The 17831-nt window shown below is 72.7% G+C and carries 19 protein-coding genes; 5 read left to right on the forward strand and 14 right to left on the reverse strand.

The window, feature by feature from the left end; all coding sequences use genetic code 11:
* The first annotated feature begins 35 nt into the window (after positions 1-35).
* Genes GA0070616_RS03580 through mug form a run of 4 tightly spaced genes read left to right on the forward strand, consistent with a single transcriptional unit; the run spans position 36 to position 2718 of the window.
* Positions 36-854 (forward strand): MbnB/TglH/ChrH family RiPP precursor modification enzyme, encoded by an 819-nt coding sequence (locus tag GA0070616_RS03580; protein ID WP_091089799.1) that lies wholly within the window; start codon positions 36-38, stop codon positions 852-854.
* The gene (locus GA0070616_RS03585) at positions 851-1342 is read left to right on the forward strand and encodes an SCO6045 C-terminal-like domain-containing protein (RefSeq protein WP_091076164.1); all 492 of its coding nucleotides are present in this window, start codon (positions 851-853) and stop codon (positions 1340-1342) included. The genes GA0070616_RS03580 and GA0070616_RS03585 overlap by 4 nt, the downstream gene beginning before the upstream one ends.
* A gap of 51 nt (positions 1343-1393) precedes the next feature.
* Positions 1394-2155, forward strand: a complete 762-nt coding sequence (locus GA0070616_RS03590; RefSeq protein ID WP_091076167.1) for an SDR family oxidoreductase — start codon at positions 1394-1396, stop codon at positions 2153-2155.
* Complete coding sequence (gene mug / locus GA0070616_RS03595) at positions 2152-2718, forward strand: G/U mismatch-specific DNA glycosylase (protein WP_091076171.1); 567 nt, start codon at positions 2152-2154, stop codon at positions 2716-2718. The genes GA0070616_RS03590 and mug overlap by 4 nt, the downstream gene beginning before the upstream one ends.
* 122 nt (positions 2719-2840) lie before the next feature.
* On the opposite strand, the gene GA0070616_RS03600 is transcribed toward mug, so the two are convergent.
* From GA0070616_RS03600 to GA0070616_RS03615, 4 genes are all read right to left on the reverse strand, one after another.
* Complete coding sequence (locus GA0070616_RS03600) at positions 2841-4817, reverse strand: ABC transporter ATP-binding protein (protein WP_091089803.1); 1977 nt, start codon at positions 4815-4817, stop codon at positions 2841-2843.
* A 123-nt stretch (positions 4818-4940) separates the two neighbouring features.
* Positions 4941-5708, reverse strand: coding sequence for an enoyl-CoA hydratase/isomerase family protein (locus tag GA0070616_RS03605; RefSeq protein ID WP_091076174.1), 768 nt, complete (start codon positions 5706-5708; stop codon positions 4941-4943).
* A 46-nt stretch (positions 5709-5754) separates the two neighbouring features.
* Positions 5755-5982, reverse strand: coding sequence for a helix-turn-helix domain-containing protein (locus GA0070616_RS03610; protein WP_007072022.1), 228 nt, complete (start codon positions 5980-5982; stop codon positions 5755-5757).
* 171 nt (positions 5983-6153) lie between these two features.
* Complete coding sequence (locus GA0070616_RS03615; RefSeq protein WP_091076178.1) at positions 6154-7758, reverse strand: ABC-F family ATP-binding cassette domain-containing protein; 1605 nt, start codon at positions 7756-7758, stop codon at positions 6154-6156.
* Between the two features lie 245 nt (positions 7759-8003).
* On the opposite strand from GA0070616_RS03615, the gene ypfJ reads away from it, so the two are divergent.
* Positions 8004-8918, forward strand: a complete 915-nt coding sequence (gene ypfJ / locus GA0070616_RS03620; protein ID WP_091076181.1) for a KPN_02809 family neutral zinc metallopeptidase — start codon at positions 8004-8006, stop codon at positions 8916-8918.
* A 211-nt stretch (positions 8919-9129) separates the two neighbouring features.
* Here the strand turns inward: ypfJ and GA0070616_RS03625 are convergent, their stop codons facing one another.
* The 10 genes from GA0070616_RS03625 to GA0070616_RS03670 form a co-directional block, all read right to left on the reverse strand.
* Positions 9130-9786: an acVLRF1 family peptidyl-tRNA hydrolase gene (locus tag GA0070616_RS03625; protein WP_091076185.1), complete on the reverse strand. Its 657-nt coding sequence runs from the start codon at positions 9784-9786 to the stop codon at positions 9130-9132.
* Between the two features lie 78 nt (positions 9787-9864).
* Positions 9865-10485 (reverse strand): LysE family transporter, encoded by a 621-nt coding sequence (locus GA0070616_RS03630; RefSeq protein ID WP_091076188.1) that lies wholly within the window; start codon positions 10483-10485, stop codon positions 9865-9867.
* 318 nt (positions 10486-10803) lie between these two features.
* A complete protein-coding gene (locus GA0070616_RS03635) occupies positions 10804-11304 on the reverse strand; it encodes a metal-sulfur cluster assembly factor (RefSeq protein ID WP_091076191.1) in 501 nt (166 codons plus the stop codon).
* Positions 11301-11777 carry a Fe-S cluster assembly sulfur transfer protein SufU gene (sufU, locus tag GA0070616_RS03640; protein WP_091076193.1) on the reverse strand — a complete coding sequence of 159 codons (477 nt, stop codon included), beginning with the start codon at positions 11775-11777 and terminating at the stop codon, positions 11301-11303. The genes GA0070616_RS03635 and sufU overlap by 4 nt, the downstream gene beginning before the upstream one ends.
* 45 nt (positions 11778-11822) lie before the next feature.
* Positions 11823-13157, reverse strand: a complete 1335-nt coding sequence (locus GA0070616_RS03645) for a cysteine desulfurase (protein WP_091076196.1) — start codon at positions 13155-13157, stop codon at positions 11823-11825.
* Positions 13158-13164: 7 nt separating this feature from the next.
* The gene (gene sufC, locus GA0070616_RS03650) at positions 13165-13938 is read right to left on the reverse strand and encodes a Fe-S cluster assembly ATPase SufC (protein ID WP_091076200.1); all 774 of its coding nucleotides are present in this window, start codon (positions 13936-13938) and stop codon (positions 13165-13167) included.
* Positions 13938-14282, reverse strand: a complete 345-nt coding sequence (locus tag GA0070616_RS03655; protein WP_091076204.1) for a non-heme iron oxygenase ferredoxin subunit — start codon at positions 14280-14282, stop codon at positions 13938-13940. Before GA0070616_RS03655 ends, sufC begins: the two co-directional genes overlap by 1 nt.
* On the reverse strand, positions 14282-15478 hold the full coding sequence (gene sufD, locus GA0070616_RS03660) for a Fe-S cluster assembly protein SufD (protein WP_091076208.1): 1197 nt from the start codon (positions 15476-15478) through the stop codon (positions 14282-14284). Before sufD ends, GA0070616_RS03655 begins: the two co-directional genes overlap by 1 nt.
* Before the next feature lie 89 nt (positions 15479-15567).
* Complete coding sequence (gene sufB / locus GA0070616_RS03665) at positions 15568-16998, reverse strand: Fe-S cluster assembly protein SufB (protein WP_091076211.1); 1431 nt, start codon at positions 16996-16998, stop codon at positions 15568-15570.
* The gene (locus tag GA0070616_RS03670) at positions 16995-17828 is read right to left on the reverse strand and encodes a helix-turn-helix transcriptional regulator (protein WP_091076214.1); all 834 of its coding nucleotides are present in this window, start codon (positions 17826-17828) and stop codon (positions 16995-16997) included. The genes sufB and GA0070616_RS03670 overlap by 4 nt, the downstream gene beginning before the upstream one ends.
* Positions 17829-17831 lie beyond the last annotated feature (3 nt).

Here is a 17831-nt window from a genome sequence, read left to right on the forward strand (position 1 = left end):
CAACCGGCACAACCGGCGCAGCGGCCGGCGCAGCCGTGGTCGGTCCGGGTGGGGTCGGCATCGGCTGGCGGCCCGAGATCGCCGGGTTCGTCGCCGCGCTGCCCGGCCTGCGCTTCACCGAGGTCGTCGCCGAGTCGGTCGCCGTCACCGGGCCGTTGCCGGCCGAACTGGCCGAACTACGGCGGCGCGGCGTCGCCGTCGTGCCGCACGGGGTGCGGCTGTCACTCGGCGGCGCGGAACCGGTCGACCCGGCGCGGGTGGCCCACCTCGCCGCCGTCGCCGGACGGCTGGACGCGCCGCTGGTCAGCGAGCACATCGCCTTCGTCCGGGCCGGCGGCCTGGAGGCCGGGCATCTGCTGCCGCTGCCCCGCAGCCGGGAAGCGGTGCGGGCGGTCTGCGCCAACGTCACCCGCGCGCAGGCGCAACTGCCGGTGCCGATCGCGCTGGAGCCCGTCGCCGCGTTGTTCGACTGGCCCGACGACGAGCTGGACGAGGCGGCGTTCCTGACCGAGATCCTGGACCGCACGGGCGCGCTGCTGCTGCTGGACCTGGCCAATGTGTACGCCAACGCCCGCAACCGGGGCACCGACCCGGCGGCCCTGCTGGATCGGCTGCCGCTGGACCGGGTCGCGTACGTGCACGTGGCCGGCGGCGCCGAACACGACGGCCGGTACCACGACACCCACACCGACCCGGTGCCCCGTGCGGTGCTCGACCTGCTGGCCGACCTGTGCGCCCGGCAACGCCCACCGGCGGTGCTGCTGGAACGCGACGGCTGCTACCCGTCCGCCGCGACGCTGCGGGCGGAACTGGACGCCCTCGCCGCCGCGTCCGGCCACCCGGCGGTGACATGAGCACCCAACCCACGCCCGGCGGTGACGTGACCACCCCGCCCACACCCGGCGACCTGGCCGCCCGGCAGGCGGAGCTGGTGGCGGCGCTCGTGGCCGGCGGCGCGGATCCGCCCGGATTCGACTCCGCGCCGCTGGCCGCCGCGCGGGCCGCGCTGCTGCGCAAGCGGGCCGGCGACGTGGCCCGGCACTGGCCGCTGCTCGCCGCCGGCCTCGGGCAGCGCTGGTCGGCGGCGTTCGCCCGCTGGGCGGCGAACCGACCCACGACCGGATCGCTGCGCGACGGCTGGGACCTCGCCCGCGAGCTTCGGGACCGGGGGGAGTTGCCGGCGCTGGGCGCGGAGGAACTCGCCGCCCGCGAGGCCACCGCCCGCTACGACGGCCGTACCGCCCCCCGGCCGCGCCGGCTGCCGGGTCTCGGGCGGGCCGGCGGCGCCGTCGCGGTGCAGCTCGCCGGGCGGGTACGCCTGCTGCGTTCCGCCCGCCGCTGAGTGGCCGCCCCCGGGCGGGCGCCGGCGGGCCGGCTACGGCAGGATCGGGCCATGGATCTCGGACTGACCGATCGGGTGTACGTGCTGACCGGCGCCTCCCGGGGGCTCGGCCTCGCGACCGCACAGTGCCTCGTCGCCGACGGTGCCCGGGTGGTGGTGTCGGCCCGGGACGCCGCCGCGGTCACCGCCGCCGCCACGCAGCTCGGCGGCCCGCAGCGGGCCGTCGGCATCGCCGCCGACCTGGCCGATCCGGACACCCCACAGCGGCTGGTGGCCGCCGCCCGTGACCACTTCGGACGGCTCGACGGGGCGCTGGTGTCGGTGGGCGGCCCGCCGCCGGGCACTGCCGCCACCATCGACGACGCGCAGTGGCGGGCCGCCTTCGACACGGTCTTCCTCGGCACCGTCCGTGCGGTGCGCACCGTCGCGGACGCGCTGACCGACGGCGGCGCGATCGGGCTGGTGCTGTCGACGTCCGCCCGTGCCCCCGTGCCCGGTCTGGGCATCTCCAACGGCCTGCGGCCCGGCCTGGCCGGTGTCGCCAAGGACGTCTCCGACGAGTACGGCCCCCGGGGCGTACGCGTGGTCGGGCTGCTGCCCGGACGCATCATGACCGACCGCAACCGGGAGCTGTTCGCCGCCACGGGCGACCCCGACCGGGCGCGTGCCGAGGCGGAGGCCGCGATCCCGCTGCGTCGCATCGGCGAGCCGGCCGAGTTCGGTCGGGTGGCCGCGTTCGTCCTCTCTCCCGCCGCCAGCTACCTGACGGGCGTCACCGTGCCGGTCGACGGCGGCGCCTTGCGCGGCCTGTGACAGCGGCCGGCAACCGCCACCCCCGACCCAGCCGGGAGGAGTTGGCCGCCGCCGCGCACCGGACCCTGCCGGACGTGGTCGCACCCGGCCTGGACGTGCTGTTCGTCGGCATCAACCCGGGACTGTGGTCCGCGGCGACCGGCTGGCACTTCGCCCGGCCGGGGAACCGGTTCTGGCCGGCGCTGCACCGGGGCGGGTTCACCCCCCGGCTGCTGCACCCCGGCGAACAGGACCAGTTGCCCACACTCGGCCTCGGCATCACCAACATGGTGGCCCGGGCCAGCGCCCGCGCCGACGAGCTGACCGCCGCCGAACTGGTCGACGGTGCGCGGCTCCTCGCCGACAAGGTGGGGCGGTACCGCCCGCGCTGGGTGGCGGTGGTCGGGGTGACCGCGTACCGGATCGGGTTCGGCCGGCCGAAGGCCGGCTTCGGCCCGCAGCCGGAGCCGCTGGGCGGCGCCCGGCTGTGGGTGCTGCCCAACCCCAGCGGCCTGAACGCCCACTTCACCCCGGAGACACTGGGCGCGGCGTTCGCCGAGCTGCGGACGGCCGTACAGGCCTGACCGGCAGTTCGCCGACGACGGGGGCGTGGCGTTGGCCGGTCTGTCCACGGGTGTGCGCACCCGCCGGAATCGTGACGGCCGGCCGGGTCACGCCGATCTGCACCGTCGACGCCGTTCGAGCATCAGTTGGCGGCGGCCGGCGGCATCGCCTCGTCGGGCACGTACTCCCGCATCGGCATCACCACCGGTTCGGGGCCGGTGGCGTCCACGTAGGGGGCCGGCGAGTCGGCCACCGCGAACTGGGTGCGGTACAGCTCGGCGTAGAGGCCGCCGACGGCCACCAACTCGTCGTGCCGGCCGCGCTCGACGATGCGGCCGGAGTCGATGACCAGGATCTGGTCGGCGTCGCGGACGGTGGACAGCCGGTGCGCGATCACCAGCGCGGTACGCCCCGTCAACGCGACGGACAGGGCCCGTTGCACCGCTGCCTCGCTCTCGGAGTCGAGGTGGGCGGTGGCCTCGTCGAGGATCACGATCGACGGGGCCTTGAGCAGCAGCCGGGCGATGGCGATGCGCTGCTTCTCGCCACCGGAGAAGCGGTAGCCGCGTTCGCCGACGGTGGTGGCCAGCCCGTCGGGCAGCGACCGCACCAGCTCGGCGACCTGCGCGCCCGCCAGGGCCGCCCACAGCTCGTCGTCGGTGGCGTCGGGCTTGGCGTAGCGCAGGTTCTCCGCGATGGACTCGTGGAAGAGGTGCGAGTCCTGGGTGACCACGCCGATCTCGTCGCGCAGGGAGTCGAGGGTGGCGTCGCGGACGTCCACGTCACCGACGAGCACCTGGCCGTCGGTCACGTCGTAGATCCGGGAGATCAGCATGGACAGCGTCGACTTGCCGGCCCCGGACGGGCCGACCAGGGCGACCATCTGGCCGGGCTCGACGCGGAACGACACGCCCTTGAGCACCGGCTCGTTGACCGTGCGGTCGAGGGTCGCGACCTCCTCCAGCGACGCGAGGGAGATCTCGGCGGCGGTGGGGTAACGGAACCGCACGTCGCGGAACTCGACCGTGCCGGCCCCACGCGGCACCGGCACGGCGTCGGTCTTCTCCTGGATCGCCGGCTGGAGGTCGAGCACCTCGAAGACCCGGTCGAAGGAGACCAGTGCGCTCATCACGTCGACCCGGACGTTGCTCAACGCGGTGAGCGGGCCGTAGAGGCGGGTGAGCAGCAGGGCGAGGGTGACCACGGTGCCGGCGCTGACGTCGCCGGTGACGGCCAGCCAGCCGCCGAGTCCGTAGGTGAGCGCCTGCGCCAGCGACGCGACCAGCAGCATCGCCACGAAGAAGGTACGCGAGTACATCGCGGACTGGATGCCGATGTCGCGGACCCGCTCGGCGCGGCCGGCGAACCGGCGGGCCTCCACCTCGGGCTGGCCGAACAGCTTGACCAGGAGCGCGCCGGCGACCCCGAACCGCTCGGTCATCGTCGCGTTCATCCTGGCGTCGAGGTTGTACGACTCGCGGGTGATCTCGGCGAGCCGTCGGCCGACCCGGCGGGCCGGGATGATGAAGATGGGCAGCAGCACCAGGGACAGGGCGGTGATCCGCCACGACAGGGTGAACATCACGGCGGCCGTGAGCACCAACTGGATGACGTTGCTGACCACACCCGACAGGGTGGAGGTGAACGCCCGCTGCGCGCCCAGCACGTCGTTGTTGAGTCGGCTGACCAGGGCGCCGGTCTGGGTGCGGGTGAAGAACTGCAGCGGCATCCGCTGCACGTGGTCGTACACCCGGGTGCGCAGGTCGAGGATGATCCCCTCGCCGATGCGCGCCGAGTACCACCGCTGCGCCAGGGACAGCAGCGCGTCGACCACGGCGAGCCCCGCGATGAACAGGGCGAGCCGGACGACCAGCGAGGCGGCCTCCGGGCCACCCCGGTTGATCGCGTTGATCACGTTGCCGGCGAGGACCGGAGTCGCCACGCCGATGCCCGCGGCGAGCACCACGGTGACCAGGAAGACGACGATGTCGCGGCGGTACGGCCGGGCGAAGGCGACGATGCGGCGGGCGACGCCGCGTTGCAGGCGATGGGTGGAGACCTCGTCGCGGTGGCGCATCGACCGGAGCATGCTCCACCCGCCCATGCCCCCACCGGCCATCGGGTTGGACACCGCTCACCTCCGGGTTCGTCAGGCTGACGGGACCGTCTCCGTCGATTCTCCCGACGCCTGTGACAACCTCGGTCGTAACCCGAATCTTCCCGAACGGCCCTTACCGGTCAGTCAGTCTCCCCGGCCGGCCAGATCCCGCAGTCGACGGGTCTGCGCCTCGCGCTCGGCCCGTTGCTGCTCGGCGGCGGATCGCGTGCCGGCCCCGGCGAGCAGCGCCTTGATCTCCACGACGGCGTTCCGGTTGTTGGCGAGCAGTCCGGCCGTGAGGTCGCGCACGGCGCCGTCCAGCTCGGCGTTCGGCACCACCAGGGTGGCCAGGCCGATGCGGTCCGCCTCGGCGGCGTCCATCCGCCGGCCGGTCGCGCAGATCTCCAGCGCGCGGGCGTAGCCGACCAGGTCGACCAGGCGTTTCGTGCCCGCCAGGTCGGGCACCAGCCCGAGGGTCACCTCGGCCATCGACAGCTTCGCGTCCTCGGCGAGCACCCGCAGGTCACAGGCGAGGGCCAGCTGGAAGCCGGCTCCGATGGCGTGCCCCTGCACGGCCGCCACCGAGATCACGTCCGGCCGGTGCAGCCAGGTGAAGCCGCCCTGGAGTTCGGCGATCCGGTCGGCGCACTCCTGCTCGGGCAGCGTGGACAGCTCCGCGAAGGAGCCCGGCCCGGACGCGCCCGCCACCGAGAGGTCGAGCCCGGCGGAGAACGCCCGGCCCTCGCCCCGGACGACCACCACGCGCACGTCGCCGGGCAGGTCACGGGAGAAGTCGCTCATCGCGCGCCACATCGCCGGGGTCTGCGCGTTGAGCACGTCGGGCCGGCACAACGTGACCGTCGCGACCGGCCCGTCGCATTCCAGCCGGACCCCGGTCGCCTCGGCGGTCACCGGGCGGCCCGGGTCACGGCGCTGATGCACGACGGCGACAGGCGGGTCACGCCTTCTTGCGACGCCGAGCGCCGCCACGCTGCCGCAACTGCACCCCGGACTCGGTGAGTACGCGGTGGATGAACCCGTAGGATCGGCCGGTCGAGGCCGCGAGCGCACGGATGCTCTCGCCCCCCGTGTACCGCTTGACGAGGTCCTTGGCGAGCGTCTGACGCTCGGCTCCGACGATCCGGCGACCCTTCTCAGTGCTGGTGGCTGTGCCAGTGGCTGCCATGCTGTGTCCTCACGTCCCAGACTGTGCGGTTCGGATACGGTCCCACCTATTAGACCGCCTCGAACGATCATGCGCCAGATATCAACTATTCGCCAACCGACACGCTATGCGATGTCGGGTACCCGATAGGTGATCCTCGTCTTCCGCTGCGACCGGGCGCGCCGGGGAGGCTCAGGCGAGTTCGACCAGTTCGAGCAGGTCGTCGCTCCAGGCGTCCTCGTCGCCGTCGGGCAGCAGGATCGCCCGGTCCGGCTTGAGCGCGAGGACCGCGCCGGGGTCGTGGGTGACCAGCACGATCGCGCCCGGGTAGCGGGCGATCGCGTCGAGCACCTGCTCCCGGCTGACCGGGTCGAGGTTGTTCGTCGGCTCGTCGAGCAGCAGCACGTTCGCCCCTGAGCAGACCAGGGTGGCCAGGGCCAGCCGGGTCTTCTCCCCGCCCGAGAGCACCCCGGCCGGCTTGGCCACGTCCTCACCCGAGAACAGGAAGGCGCCCAGGATCTTGCGCAGATCGGTGTCGGTCTGCTCGATGGCGGCGGCACGCATGTTCTCCAGTACCGTCCGCTCCACGTCCAGGGTCTCGTGCTCCTGGGCGTAGTAGCCCAACCGCAGCCCGTGCCCGGCGTTGACCTGCCCCGTGTCCGGCTGCAACAGGCCGCCCAGCATCCGCAGCAGGGTGGTCTTGCCGGCACCGTTGAGCCCGAGGATGGCCACCCGGGATCCCCGGTCCACCGCCACGTCCACGTCGGTGAAGATCTCCAGCGAGCCGTAGGACTTCGACAGGCCGCTCGCGGTCAGCGGGGTCCGGCCGCAGGGCGCCGGGTTCGGGAAGCGGACCTTGGCCACCTTGTCGGCGACCCGGACCTCCTCCAGGCCGGAGATCAGCTTCTCGGCCCGGCGGGCCATGTTCTGCGCGGCCACGGTCTTGGTGGCCTTGGCCCGCATCTTGTCGGCCTGGGCCATCAGCGCGCCGGCCTTCTTCTCGGCATTGGCCCGCTCGCGGCGACGCCGCCGCTCGTCGGTCTCCCGGGCCTCCAGGTACGCCTTCCAGCCCAGGTTGTACACGTCGACCACGCTGCGGGTGGCGTCGAGGAACCACACCTTGTTGACCACCGACTCCAGCAGCGCGCCATCGTGGGAGATCACGATGAGACCGCCCTTGTGGTTGGCCAGGAAGCCGCGCAACCAGGTGATCGAGTCGGCGTCGAGGTGGTTCGTGGGCTCGTCGAGCAGCAGGATGCCGCCGCCGTTCTCGCCGGCGTCGCGGAACAGGATCCGGGCCAGCTCGATGCGCCTGCGCTGACCGCCCGACAGGGTGCCGATGGTCTGCGCGAGCGCGCGGTCCGGCAGGCCGAGGTTGGCGCAGATGCGGGCGGCCTCCGCCTCGGCCGCGTACCCGCCGAGCGCGGCGAACTGGTCCTCCAGGGCGCCGTAGCGGCGGACCAGCTTCTCGTCACCGCCATCGGCGAGTTGCTGTTCCAGGTCGTTCATCTGCGACATCAGCACGTCCAGGCCCCGCGCGGAGAGGACCCGGTCCCGCCCGGTGACCTCCAGGTCGCCGGTGCGCGGATCCTGCGGCAGGTAGCCGATCGCGCTGCGGCGGTCGATCTGGCCGGCGTAGGGCTGCCCCTCGCCGGCCAGGACCTTCAGCGTGGTGGTCTTGCCGGCACCGTTGCGCCCGACCAGGCCGATCCGGTCACCGGGCTGCACCCGCAGCGTGGTGTCCGACAGCAGGATCCGGGAGCCGGCGCGCAGTTCGAGGCCGGTGGCAGTGATCATCTCGCAGGACTCGCTCTCGGGGTCTGGAAGGGCTGACTCGGGGCACGCGAAAGCGCCGGCGGGCTCGGGGCCCGTCGGCGCGGGGCGGTTCAGCCTTCGCAGAGCAGCACGCGACAAGTGTACCGGGCGCGCCCCGCGCCCTCCGCCGGATTACCAACCAAGATCATCGGGTACCGGATCGCCGTCCGGACCCGGTCCGGTACCGCAACCACCGACAAGAGGACGACAGGGCGATCGGGGTAGACATGGAGCTGAACGAGAACGCGCGGATCGACACCGGTCAGGTGGACGACCGGCGGGGTTCCGGTGGCGGCGGCGGCATCGGCGGGATCCCGATCCCGATCGGCGGCGGCCGGGGCAGCATCGTCGGAATCGTCGTCGCCGTGATCGTCGCCCTGGTCGGCGGCGGTTTCGGCCTCAACGCCGCCACCAACGGCGGCGGCGAACAGGGCGACAACACCTCGCTGGAGCAGAAGTGCTCCGCCGAGGACGCGCTGGAGCAGCTCGACTGCCGCAACGCCCTCTACGTCAACTCGATCCAGGCGTACTGGACCAACGCCCTGCCCCAGGCGTTCGGCGAGCGGTACCAGCCCACCGACACCGTCTTCTTCAGCCAGGCCGTGAACACCCGCTGCGGCCAGGCCGACTCCGGCGTCGGGCCGTTCTACTGCCCCGCCGACTCGCTGGTCTACATCGACCTGTCCTTCTACCAGGTCCTCGGCCAGCAGCTCGGCGCCTCCGGCGAGTTCGCCCAGCCGTACGTGCTGGCCCACGAGTACGGCCACCACGTGCAGAACCTGCTCGGCACCAACGAGCAGGTGCGCCGCCAGCAGCAGCGGGACCCGGACAACGCCAACGACCTGTCCGTGCGGCTGGAGTTGCAGGCCGACTGCTATGCCGGGGCCTGGGCCAAGAACGCCACCGGCACCGCCGACGCGCAGGGCCAGAAGATCTTCACCAGCATCAGCGAGCGGGACATCCAGGAGGGCATCGACACCGCCGAGAAGATCGGCGACGACGCCATCGCGAGACGGGCCGACCGGCCGGTCAACCCCGACGAGTTCACCCACGGCAGCTCCGCCCAGCGCCGGGAGTGGTTCACCAGGGGCTACTCCACCGGCGACCCGAAGTCCTGCGACACCTTCAGCGGCGCGGTCTGAGCCCACCCTCAGCGGCGCGGTCTGAGCCCACCCTCAGCGGCGCGGTCTGAGCCCACCCTCAGCGGCGCGGTCTGAGCCCACTGCTCCGGCGGCACCCGGTCGCGGCGCTCCCTGAGCGCGACCGGGTGCCGTTCCCGCATCCGACGGCAGCCGACGGGCCACCATCCCCGGGCCGGGCCCGTGCGCACCCCGCACCAACCGGCCGGGCCGCTCAACCGGCCGGCTGTGGATCGCGGACCAGGACGTGCACCGCGCGGGCGGCCCCCGCCGCCGCCAGCAGCACCGCGTGCCGGGGCTCCGGCACGTCGAGCAGCCGCTCGGCGCGCAGCGCGGCCAGCGGAGCGAGACGACGGTCGGCCAGCACCGCGTCCACCGCCCGGCGGTCGCCGCCGGCCACCAGGGCGTCCAGCCGGTCGACCTCCGGCAGCAGCAGCCGCAGCGCCAGGTCCACCGCGTCGCCCGTCGCCGCCTTCGCCTGGTTGTCCCGCCGCCGGGCGAACCGCTGCTGGGACCAGCCACCGGCCGCGGTGCGCCCCTGTACGTACCGGGTGTCCACCTTGTGCACCGGCAGCTGCTCCCCCACCGCGACACCGACCGCCACCGCGCCCTTGCGGGCGAGCAGCAGGCCGATCCGGCGCGGCGCGACGGCCTCCGCCACGAAGGTGTCCAGGTTCGACGAGGCGGGCGCGCCCGGCGGGATGTGCAGCTCGGCCGTGGCGCCGTCCGGGGCGGTCAGCAGCAGGCCGTACTCCTGGATGGTGGTGGTCGGCGGGCCGTGCCGGTCGGCGAAACCGGCGACCCAGCGCGCGACGCGCGGCGGGTCGACCTCCACCCACCGCCCGCCTCCGGCCGCCGGCCTGCTGCTCACGCACCCGAACCTACGGCACCGTCGGCCACCGCACCCCGGCGGGCGGCGGCAAGCGGCCGCCCCTGCGGTCAGTCGCACTCAGCAGACCAGGGTCACCACGGCCAGCGCGGCGACGATGGTGCTGGAGACCAGGGCCGTGTACCGCCGGCCGCGAGGCCCGGACAGCACCCGTCCCACCACCGAACCGCCAACCGCGATCAGCAGTTGCCAGCTCGCCGAGGCGAGGAACGCCCCGAGTACGAACGCCAGCGTGGCGGCCGGGTCAGGGTCGGCGGCGTCGTCGCGGCCGAGCACCAACGCGGTGAAGTAGACGACGGTCACCGGGTTCAGCATGGTCAGCGCCAGCACCCCGGCGAACGCACGCGCCGGGGTGTCCAGCCCACGACGACGTCTCGCCGGCTCGACCGGAACCGGGCGCAGGGCCGGCCACGCGGTGTACGCGGCGAGAACGAGCAGGACCACGGCCGCCACGACCCGCAGCGGACCGGCGACCGGAGCGATCGTCGCCGCCAACGCCGCCCCGCCCAGCGCGGCGGCGGCGGCATACAGGCCGTCGGCCGTGGCGACACCGAGCGCGGCTGCCGTACCGACCCGGAACGACGTTCGGGCGGCCAGCCCCATGACGAGCACGGCGATGGCGCCGACCGGGATCGCGACGCCGTACCCGGCGACCACCCCCGCCAGGAACGCCGCCGTCACGACGGCCGGCGGCGCGGCGGGGCGGACGCCGTCGCGGTCCGCTGTCGGCGTGCGGCGGTGGCCGCACGGACGGGGACCTGCTTCGGGTACGCCTCGCTCACGGACCCATTGTGGATCCGAACCGACCGACGGCGCCTCTCGTTATACCGCGCCGGAGTAGGCCCTGGTGGACACGGTGCAGGCGACGCGACGGCATGGCTTCGGTACGCGGATCAGGCTCGGCGCACGAGGAGAACCCCCGTGCGCTCCACGCTCTGGTGCCCGGGAACGCGTCGAGCGCGGCACCCCGGCGGGGCACCGCGCTCGACGCGCAACGGGTCAGACGTTGAAGCCGAGGGAACGGAGCTGGTCGCGTCCCTCGTCAGTGATCTTGTCAGGGCCCCACGGCGGGAGCCACACCCAGTTGATCCGGATGTCGTCGACCAGACCGCCGCCGGGGCCGGTGGTCAGCGCCTGCCGGGTCTGGTCCTCGATGACGTCGGTGAGCGGGCAGGCCGCCGAGGTCAGCGTCATGTCCAGGGTGGCGACGTTGTCGTCGCCGACGTGCACCCCGTACAGGAGACCGAGGTCGACCACGTTGATGCCCAGCTCCGGGTCGACGACGTCCTTCATCGCCTCCTCGATGTCGGCCACCGCGGCCTTCCCGCCGGCAGCCGGCGCGGCGCTGCCGGCGGCAGCCCCGTCCGCCGTCGCGGGGGTCTGCGGGGCGGCGGTGTCGGCGGAGACGGTGGCGTCGCCCGCACCCCCGGCCGCCGGCGCGGCGGTGGCGGCGTCCGCCGCCTCCCCGGTCTCCGGCGTCGTCACGGTGTTCTCGCTCATGCCTTCACCTCCGTCGGGCTCACGCCCACACCGGCGCGTGCCGCGGCGTCCCTGAACGCCATCCACGGCAACAGCGCGCACTTGACCCGGGCGGGGTAGCGGGCCACGCCCGCGAACGCGACCCCGTCACCGAGCACGTCCTCGTCCGGCGTGACCTGGCCACGACCGGACAGCAACTCCACGAACGCCTCGTGCACCTCGAACACCTCACCCGCGCCCCGGCCGGCAAGCAGCTCGTGCAGCACGCTCGCCGACGCCTGGCTGATCGAGCAGCCCACGCCGTCGTACGACACGTCGTGCAGCACCTCGCCGTCGGTGGCGACCCGGACGGTCACCTCGTCGCCGCAGGTCGGGTTGACGTGGTGCGCCTCGGCGACCCGGTCGGTCGGATCGTCGGCGTCGCGCAGGCCACGACCGTGCGGGCGCTTGTAGTGGTCCAGGATGATCTCCTGGTAAAGAGACTCAAGCTGCATCGGGCTGAACTCCCGTCGATTCGCCGGACTCCTGCGTCGCCCGGCTCACCGGAACACCTTCCGCACCCGCTCCAGGCCCGCCACCAGGGCGTCGATCTCTCCGGTGGTCGTGTAGAGGTAGAACGAGGCCCGGGTCATCGCCGGCACCCCGAACCGGGTGCACACCGGCTTGGCGCAGTGGTGACCCACCCGCACCTGCACGCCCAGCGAGTCGAGCACCTGCCCGACGTCGTGCGGGTGGATGTCGCCCAGGGCGAAGGAGATCGTGCCGCCCCTTCCGACCGGCACCTCCGGGCCGAAGATCCGCAGGTCGGGCACGGTGGCGAGGGCTTCCAGCGCGTACGCCGTCAGCTCCTTCTCGTGCCACTGGACGGCCCGCATGCCGATGCCGGTCAGATAGTCCACCGCCGCGCCCAGCGCGACCGCCTCGGCGATCGGCGGGGTGCCGGCCTCGAACCGGGCCGGCGGGGCGGCGAACGTCGACCCCGCCATCGACACCGTCTCGATCATCGAGCCGCCGCCGAGCACCGGCGGCATGGCCGCCAGCAGCTCCCCGCGCCCCCACAGCACGCCGACGCCGGTCGGGCCGCACATCTTGTGCCCGGTGAACACGACGAAGTCGGCGTCGAGGTCACCCACGTCGATCGGCATGTGCGGCACGGACTGCGAGCAGTCGAGCAGCAGCAACGCCCCCACCTCGCGCACCCGCGCGGTGATCCGCGAGGTGGCGTTGATCGTGCCGAGGATGTTGGACATGTGCACCAGCGAGACGATCTTCGTCCGTTCGGTGACCAGGTCCTCCAGCCCCGACTCGTCGAGGCGGCCGTGGTCGGTGACCGGGAACCAGCGCAGGGTCGCGCCGGTGCGCTCGCAGAGCAGCTGCCACGGGACGATGTTCGAGTGGTGCTCCATCTCGGAGATCACCACCTCGTCGCCGGGGCCGATCCGGAACCGGTCGGCCGTCTCGCGGGGCCCCGCAGCCAGCGGAGCGGCGCCGGGGCGCAGCGAGGCGTTGGAGAACGCGTACGCCACCAGGTTGATCGCCTCGGTGGAGTTCTTGGTGAACACCACCTCGTCCACGCTGGGCGCGTTGACGAACGCCGCGATCTTCGCCCGCGCGCCCTCGTACGCCTCGGTGGCCTCCGTGCCCAGCGTGTGCACCGAGCGGGACACGTTGGCGTTGTGCCGCTCGTAGTGCCCCCGCAGGGCGTCGAGCACCTGGCGCGGCTTGTGGGAGGTGTTGGCGCTGTCGAGGTAGACCAGCGGGTGACCGTTGACCTCCCGGCCGAGGATCGGGAAGTCCGCGCGCACCGCCGCCACGTCGAAGCGGGGCACCTCGTCGTACTGCGGCATCCCCGGCGGGATCACGAGAGACGTCATGCCAGCCTCAGGCCCGCGCCGACCCGGCCCCGGCGGCGTACCGCTCGTAGCCCTCTTCCTCGAGCTTGTCGGCCAGCTCCCGGCCGCCCTGCTCGACGATCCGGCCGGCGACGAAGACGTGCACGAAGTCCGGCTTGATGTAGCGCAGGATCCGGGTGTAGTGGGTGATCAGCAGCATCCCGGTGTCACCGGTGTCACGGACCCGGTTGACGCCCTCGCTGACCACGCGCAGCGCGTCCACGTCGAGGCCGGAGTCGGTCTCGTCGAGGATGGCGATCTTCGGCCTGAGCAGTTCCAGCTGCACGATCTCGTGCCGCTTCTTCTCGCCGCCGGAGAAGCCCTCGTTGACGTTGCGCTGGGCGAAGGCCGGGTCCATCTGGAGCCGCTCCATCGCGCCGCGCAGCTCGCCGCCCCAGGTGCGCAGCTTCGGCGCCTCGCCGTCGATGGCGGTCTTGGCGGTCCGCAGGAAGTTCGCCACCGAGACGCCGGGCACCTCGACCGGGTACTGCATGGCCAGGAACAGACCGGCGCGGGCCCGCTCGTCGACGGACATCTCGAGGACGTCCTCGCCGTCGAGGGTCACCGTGCCGCCGGTGATCTCGTACTTGGGGTGGCCGGCGATCGAGTAGGCCAGCGTCGACTTGCCGGAGCCGTTGGGGCCCATGATGGCGTGGGTCTCGCCCGACCGCACGGTCAGGTCGACACCGGCCAGGATCGGCTTGAGCTCACCCTCGGGCAGCTTGACCGACACCTTCAGGTCGCGGATCTCCAGGGTGCTCATTATCGGGTCACTCCATTGCTCGGCATGGGGCGACCGTCGTCGCCCACGGGAAGGTAGATCTCGCCGTCGCGGACTTCGACGGGATAGACGGGAACGGGTTCGGTGGCGGGCAGCCCGGTCGGCTCGCCGGTCCTCAGGTCGAAACGGGAACCGTGCAGCCAGCATTCCAGCGTGCACCCGTCGACCTCCCCCTCGGAGAGGGCGACCGCGGCGTGCGAACACTCGTCGTAGACGGCGTGGAACGTGCCGTCCTCGGCGTGCACGACCGCGATCTTCGTGCCGTCGACGTCCGCGCTGACCACGGTGCCCTTCGGCACGTCCTCGGTGGAGCAGATCCGGATCATCAGGCCCTCGCCTTCGCCGTGGCGTCCCCGCTCGCGAGTCCGGCGGTCCCGAACTCGCTGCCTCCGCTCGCCAGCCGCGCCTCGATCGCGTCCCCCAGACGCTCACGCAGCTCCTCGACCGGGATCTTGTTGACCAGCTCGGCGAAGAAGCCGCGCACCACCAGGCGGCGGGCCTCGGCCTCGGGGATGCCCCGGGCCATCAGGTAGAACAGCTGCTCGTCGTCGAACCGGCCGGTCGCGCTCGCGTGGCCGGCACCGGCGATCTCGCCGGTCTCGATCTCGAGATTGGGTACGGAGTCGGCCCGTGCGCCGTCGGTCAGCAGCAGGTTCCGGTTGATCTCGTACGTGTCGGTGCCGGTCGCCTCGGCGCGGATCAGCACGTCGCCGACCCACACGGTGTGGGCGTTCTCCCCCTGCAACGCGCCCCGGTAGCCGACGTGGCTGCGGCAGTCCGGCACCGTGTGGTCGACCAGCTGCCGGTGCTCCAGGTGCTGCCCGGCGTCGGCGAAGTAGACGCCGTACAGCTCGGCCTCGCCGCCCCGGTCGGTGTACTCCACGGAGGTGTACTGCCGGACCAGGTCGCCGCCGAGGCTGACCTGGATGTGCAGCACCCGGGCGTCGCGCCCCAGCTTCACCTTCAGGTGCTGCGCCTGCACCGCGTCGTCGGCCCAGTCGGCCACGGTGACCAGGGTCAGCTTCGCGCCGTCGGCGACCGTGACCTCGACGTTGTCGGCGAGGGTGGTCGAGCCGACGTGCTCCAGCACCATCACGACCTCGGCGAACCGACCCACCTCGATGAAGGTGTGCCCGAAGGCCAACCCCTCGGCGCCCTCCCCGACGACCCGCAGGGTCACCGGGCCGCTCACCACGGCGTCCTGCGCCACCCGCACCAGCAGGGCCTGCCCGGCCCCGCCGAAGGCCAGGGCGCTGACCCGGTCGACGGGGGTGAGCACGCTGCCCACCCGCGGGTCGTCCCGGCCGATTCGCTCGATCGACACAGCTTCGGGCAGGTCGCCGTGCTCGTGCCGGACCGAGCCGGTCGCGGCCCGGTCGTCGCCGACCAGCCCGCGCAGGCGCTTGAGCGGGGTGAAGCGCCACTCCTCCTCCAGGCCGGTGAGGGCCGGGAAGTCGGCGACGTCGTACGAACGGAGCGCCTGCGACTTGGTGCTGGGCGGCGCGGAAGCCTGGGTAGTCATCTCTTCCTTGGTCTGTCTCTGCGACGACGGTGTCTGGTGCGGGATGGCGGGCCGGGTGTCCCCCGGCCCGCCGGGGAAGCGGTGCGGCGTCAGCCGACCGCGCCCTCCATCTGCAGCTCGATCAGGCGGTTGAGCTCCAGGGCGTACTCCATCGGCAGTTCCTTGGCGATCGGCTCGATGAACCCGCGCACGATCATCGCCATCGCCTCGTCCTCGCTCAGGCCCCGGCTCATCAGGTAGAAGAGCTGGTCCTCGCTGACCTTGGAGACGGTCGCCTCGTGCCCCATCGACACGTCGTCCTCGCGGATGTCGACGTACGGGTAGGTGTCGGAGCGGGAGATGGTGTCGACCAGCAGCGCGTCGCACTTGACGGTGCTGCGGCTGTTGGTCGAGCCCTCCAGCACCTGGACCAGCCCCCGGTACGAGGTGCGACCGCCGCCCCGGGCGATCGACTTGGAGACGATGGTGGAGGAGGTGTGCGGCGCGGCGTGCACCATCTTGGCGCCCGCATCCTGGTGCTGCCCCTCGCCGGCCATGGCCACCGAGAGCACCTCGCCCCTGGCGTGCTCGCCGGTCATGTAGACCGCCGGGTACTTCATGGTGACCTTGGAGCCGATGTTGCCGTCGATCCACTCCATGGTCGCGCCCTCGTGGCACACGGCACGCTTGGTGACCAGGTTGTAGACGTTGTTCGACCAGTTCTGGATGGTCGTGTACCGGCACCGGGCGTTCTTCTTGACGATGATCTCGACCACGGCGCTGTGCAGCGAGTCCGAGGAGTAGATGGGCGCGGTGCAGCCCTCGACGTAGTGCACGTACGCGCCCTCGTCGACGATGATCAGCGTCCGCTCGAACTGGCCCATGTTCTCGGTGTTGATCCGGAAGTAGGCCTGGAGCGGGATCTCCACGTGCACGCCCTTCGGCACGTAGATGAACGAGCCACCGGACCACACGGAGGTGTTCAGCGCAGCGAACTTGTTGTCGCCCACGGGGATGACCGTGCCGAAGTACTCCTTGAAGACGTCCTCGTGCTCGCGCAGGGCGGTGTCGGTGTCCAGGAAGAGGACGCCCTGCTCCTCCAGGTCCTCGCGGATCTTGTGGTAGACCACCTCGGACTCGTACTGGGCGGCCACACCGGCGACGAGCCGCTGCTTCTCGGCCTCCGGGATGCCCAGCTTGTCGTAGGTGTTCTTGATGTCCTCCGGCAGGTCCTCCCAGCTGGTGGCCTGCTTCTCGGTGGACCGCACGAAGTACTTGATGTTGTCGAAGTCGATTCCGGTGAGGTCGGCGCCCCAGGACGGCATCGGCTTGCGGTCGAACAGGCGCAGACCCTTCAACCGCAGGTCGAGCATCCAGGCCGGCTCGCCCTTCTTGGCCGAGATGTCCCGCACCACCGCCTCGCTGAGACCGCGCTGGGCGACCGCCCCGGCGACGTCGGGGTCGGCCCAGCCGTACTCGTAGGTGCCCAGGGCGGCGAGCTGCTCCTCCTGGGTCAGGGGCTGGACGATCTGCTCGGTCATCTATCTGTCCTCACAGTGGTGACGGTGTTACCGGACTGGGTGCGGGCCGGCTGGGCCGGGATGTGCGTGGTGCACACCCCGTCGCCGTGCGCGATGGTGGCCAGACGCTGCACGTGGGTGCCGACCAGGCGGGAGATCACCGCGGTCTCGGCCTCGCACAGCTGGGGGAACTCGGCGGCCACGTGCGCCACCGGGCAGTGGTGCTGGCAGAGCTGGCCGCCGGAGGCGATCGTGGACGCGTTGGCAGCGTAACCCTCGGCCGTGAGCGCCCCGGCGAGTGCCTCCGCGCGGGCGAGCGGGTCGTCGCCGGCGTCCTCCATCGCCGCCCGGCACCGGGTCTCCAACGCGGAGACCTGCTCGGTGGCGAACGCCTCGACCGCGGAGGAGCCTCCGTTGCGGGCGATCCAGCGCAGCGCGGCGGTTGCCATGTTGTCGTAGTGGTGGGTGCCGCAGCGGCCCCGGGCCGCGTCGGTCAGCAGGAAGACCTTGGCCGGCCGACCCCGGCCCCGGTGGCCGCGTACGGTCTGCTCCCGGGCGACGACGTCGCCGTCGGCGAGCATCGCGTCGAGGTGCCGGCGGATCGCGGCCGGGCTGAGCCCGAGCGCGTCGCCCAACTGGGCGGCGGTGGTGGCGCCCCGTTCCAGCAGGAGCCGGGTGACCCGGTCGCGGGTCGACAGGTCGGTGGCGGCCGGACCGGATGCGGACCGGGCGGCGGTGGAGGCGGCCTGGGCGGCGGCCCCGGTGGACGGCAGGCGGACGGCCGACGCCGACCGGCCGACGGCCCCCAGGGCAGCCGGCTGGCGCCCGGAGAGCCCCGCCGCGTTTTTCACAAC

Origin of the sequence: Micromonospora nigra, assembly GCF_900091585.1 — a bacterium.
Lineage (GTDB): Bacteria > Actinomycetota > Actinomycetes > Mycobacteriales > Micromonosporaceae > Micromonospora > Micromonospora nigra.

What these genes read in the sequence shown, in the direction of transcription:
- GA0070616_RS03585 (WP_091076164.1), top strand. Translation starts at nt 851, where the DNA reads ATGAGCACCCAACCCACGCCCGGCGGTGACGTGACCACCCCGCCCACA.
- GA0070616_RS03590 (WP_091076167.1), top strand. Translation starts at nt 1,394, where the DNA reads ATGGATCTCGGACTGACCGATCGGGTGTACGTGCTGACCGGCGCCTCC.
- GA0070616_RS03600 (WP_091089803.1), bottom strand. Translation starts at nt 4,817, where the DNA reads ATGGCCGGTGGGGGCATGGGCGGGTGGAGCATGCTCCGGTCGATGCGC.
- GA0070616_RS03610 (WP_007072022.1), bottom strand. Translation starts at nt 5,982, where the DNA reads ATGGCAGCCACTGGCACAGCCACCAGCACTGAGAAGGGTCGCCGGATC.
- GA0070616_RS03615 (WP_091076178.1), bottom strand. Translation starts at nt 7,758, where the DNA reads ATGATCACTGCCACCGGCCTCGAACTGCGCGCCGGCTCCCGGATCCTG.
- ypfJ (WP_091076181.1), top strand. Translation starts at nt 8,004, where the DNA reads ATGGAGCTGAACGAGAACGCGCGGATCGACACCGGTCAGGTGGACGAC.
- GA0070616_RS03635 (WP_091076191.1), bottom strand. Translation starts at nt 11,304, where the DNA reads ATGAGCGAGAACACCGTGACGACGCCGGAGACCGGGGAGGCGGCGGAC.
- sufU (WP_091076193.1), bottom strand. Translation starts at nt 11,777, where the DNA reads ATGCAGCTTGAGTCTCTTTACCAGGAGATCATCCTGGACCACTACAAG.
- GA0070616_RS03645 (WP_091076196.1), bottom strand. Translation starts at nt 13,157, where the DNA reads ATGACGTCTCTCGTGATCCCGCCGGGGATGCCGCAGTACGACGAGGTG.
- sufC (WP_091076200.1), bottom strand. Translation starts at nt 13,938, where the DNA reads ATGAGCACCCTGGAGATCCGCGACCTGAAGGTGTCGGTCAAGCTGCCC.
- GA0070616_RS03655 (WP_091076204.1), bottom strand. Translation starts at nt 14,282, where the DNA reads ATGATCCGGATCTGCTCCACCGAGGACGTGCCGAAGGGCACCGTGGTC.
- sufD (WP_091076208.1), bottom strand. Translation starts at nt 15,478, where the DNA reads ATGACTACCCAGGCTTCCGCGCCGCCCAGCACCAAGTCGCAGGCGCTC.
- sufB (WP_091076211.1), bottom strand. Translation starts at nt 16,998, where the DNA reads ATGACCGAGCAGATCGTCCAGCCCCTGACCCAGGAGGAGCAGCTCGCC.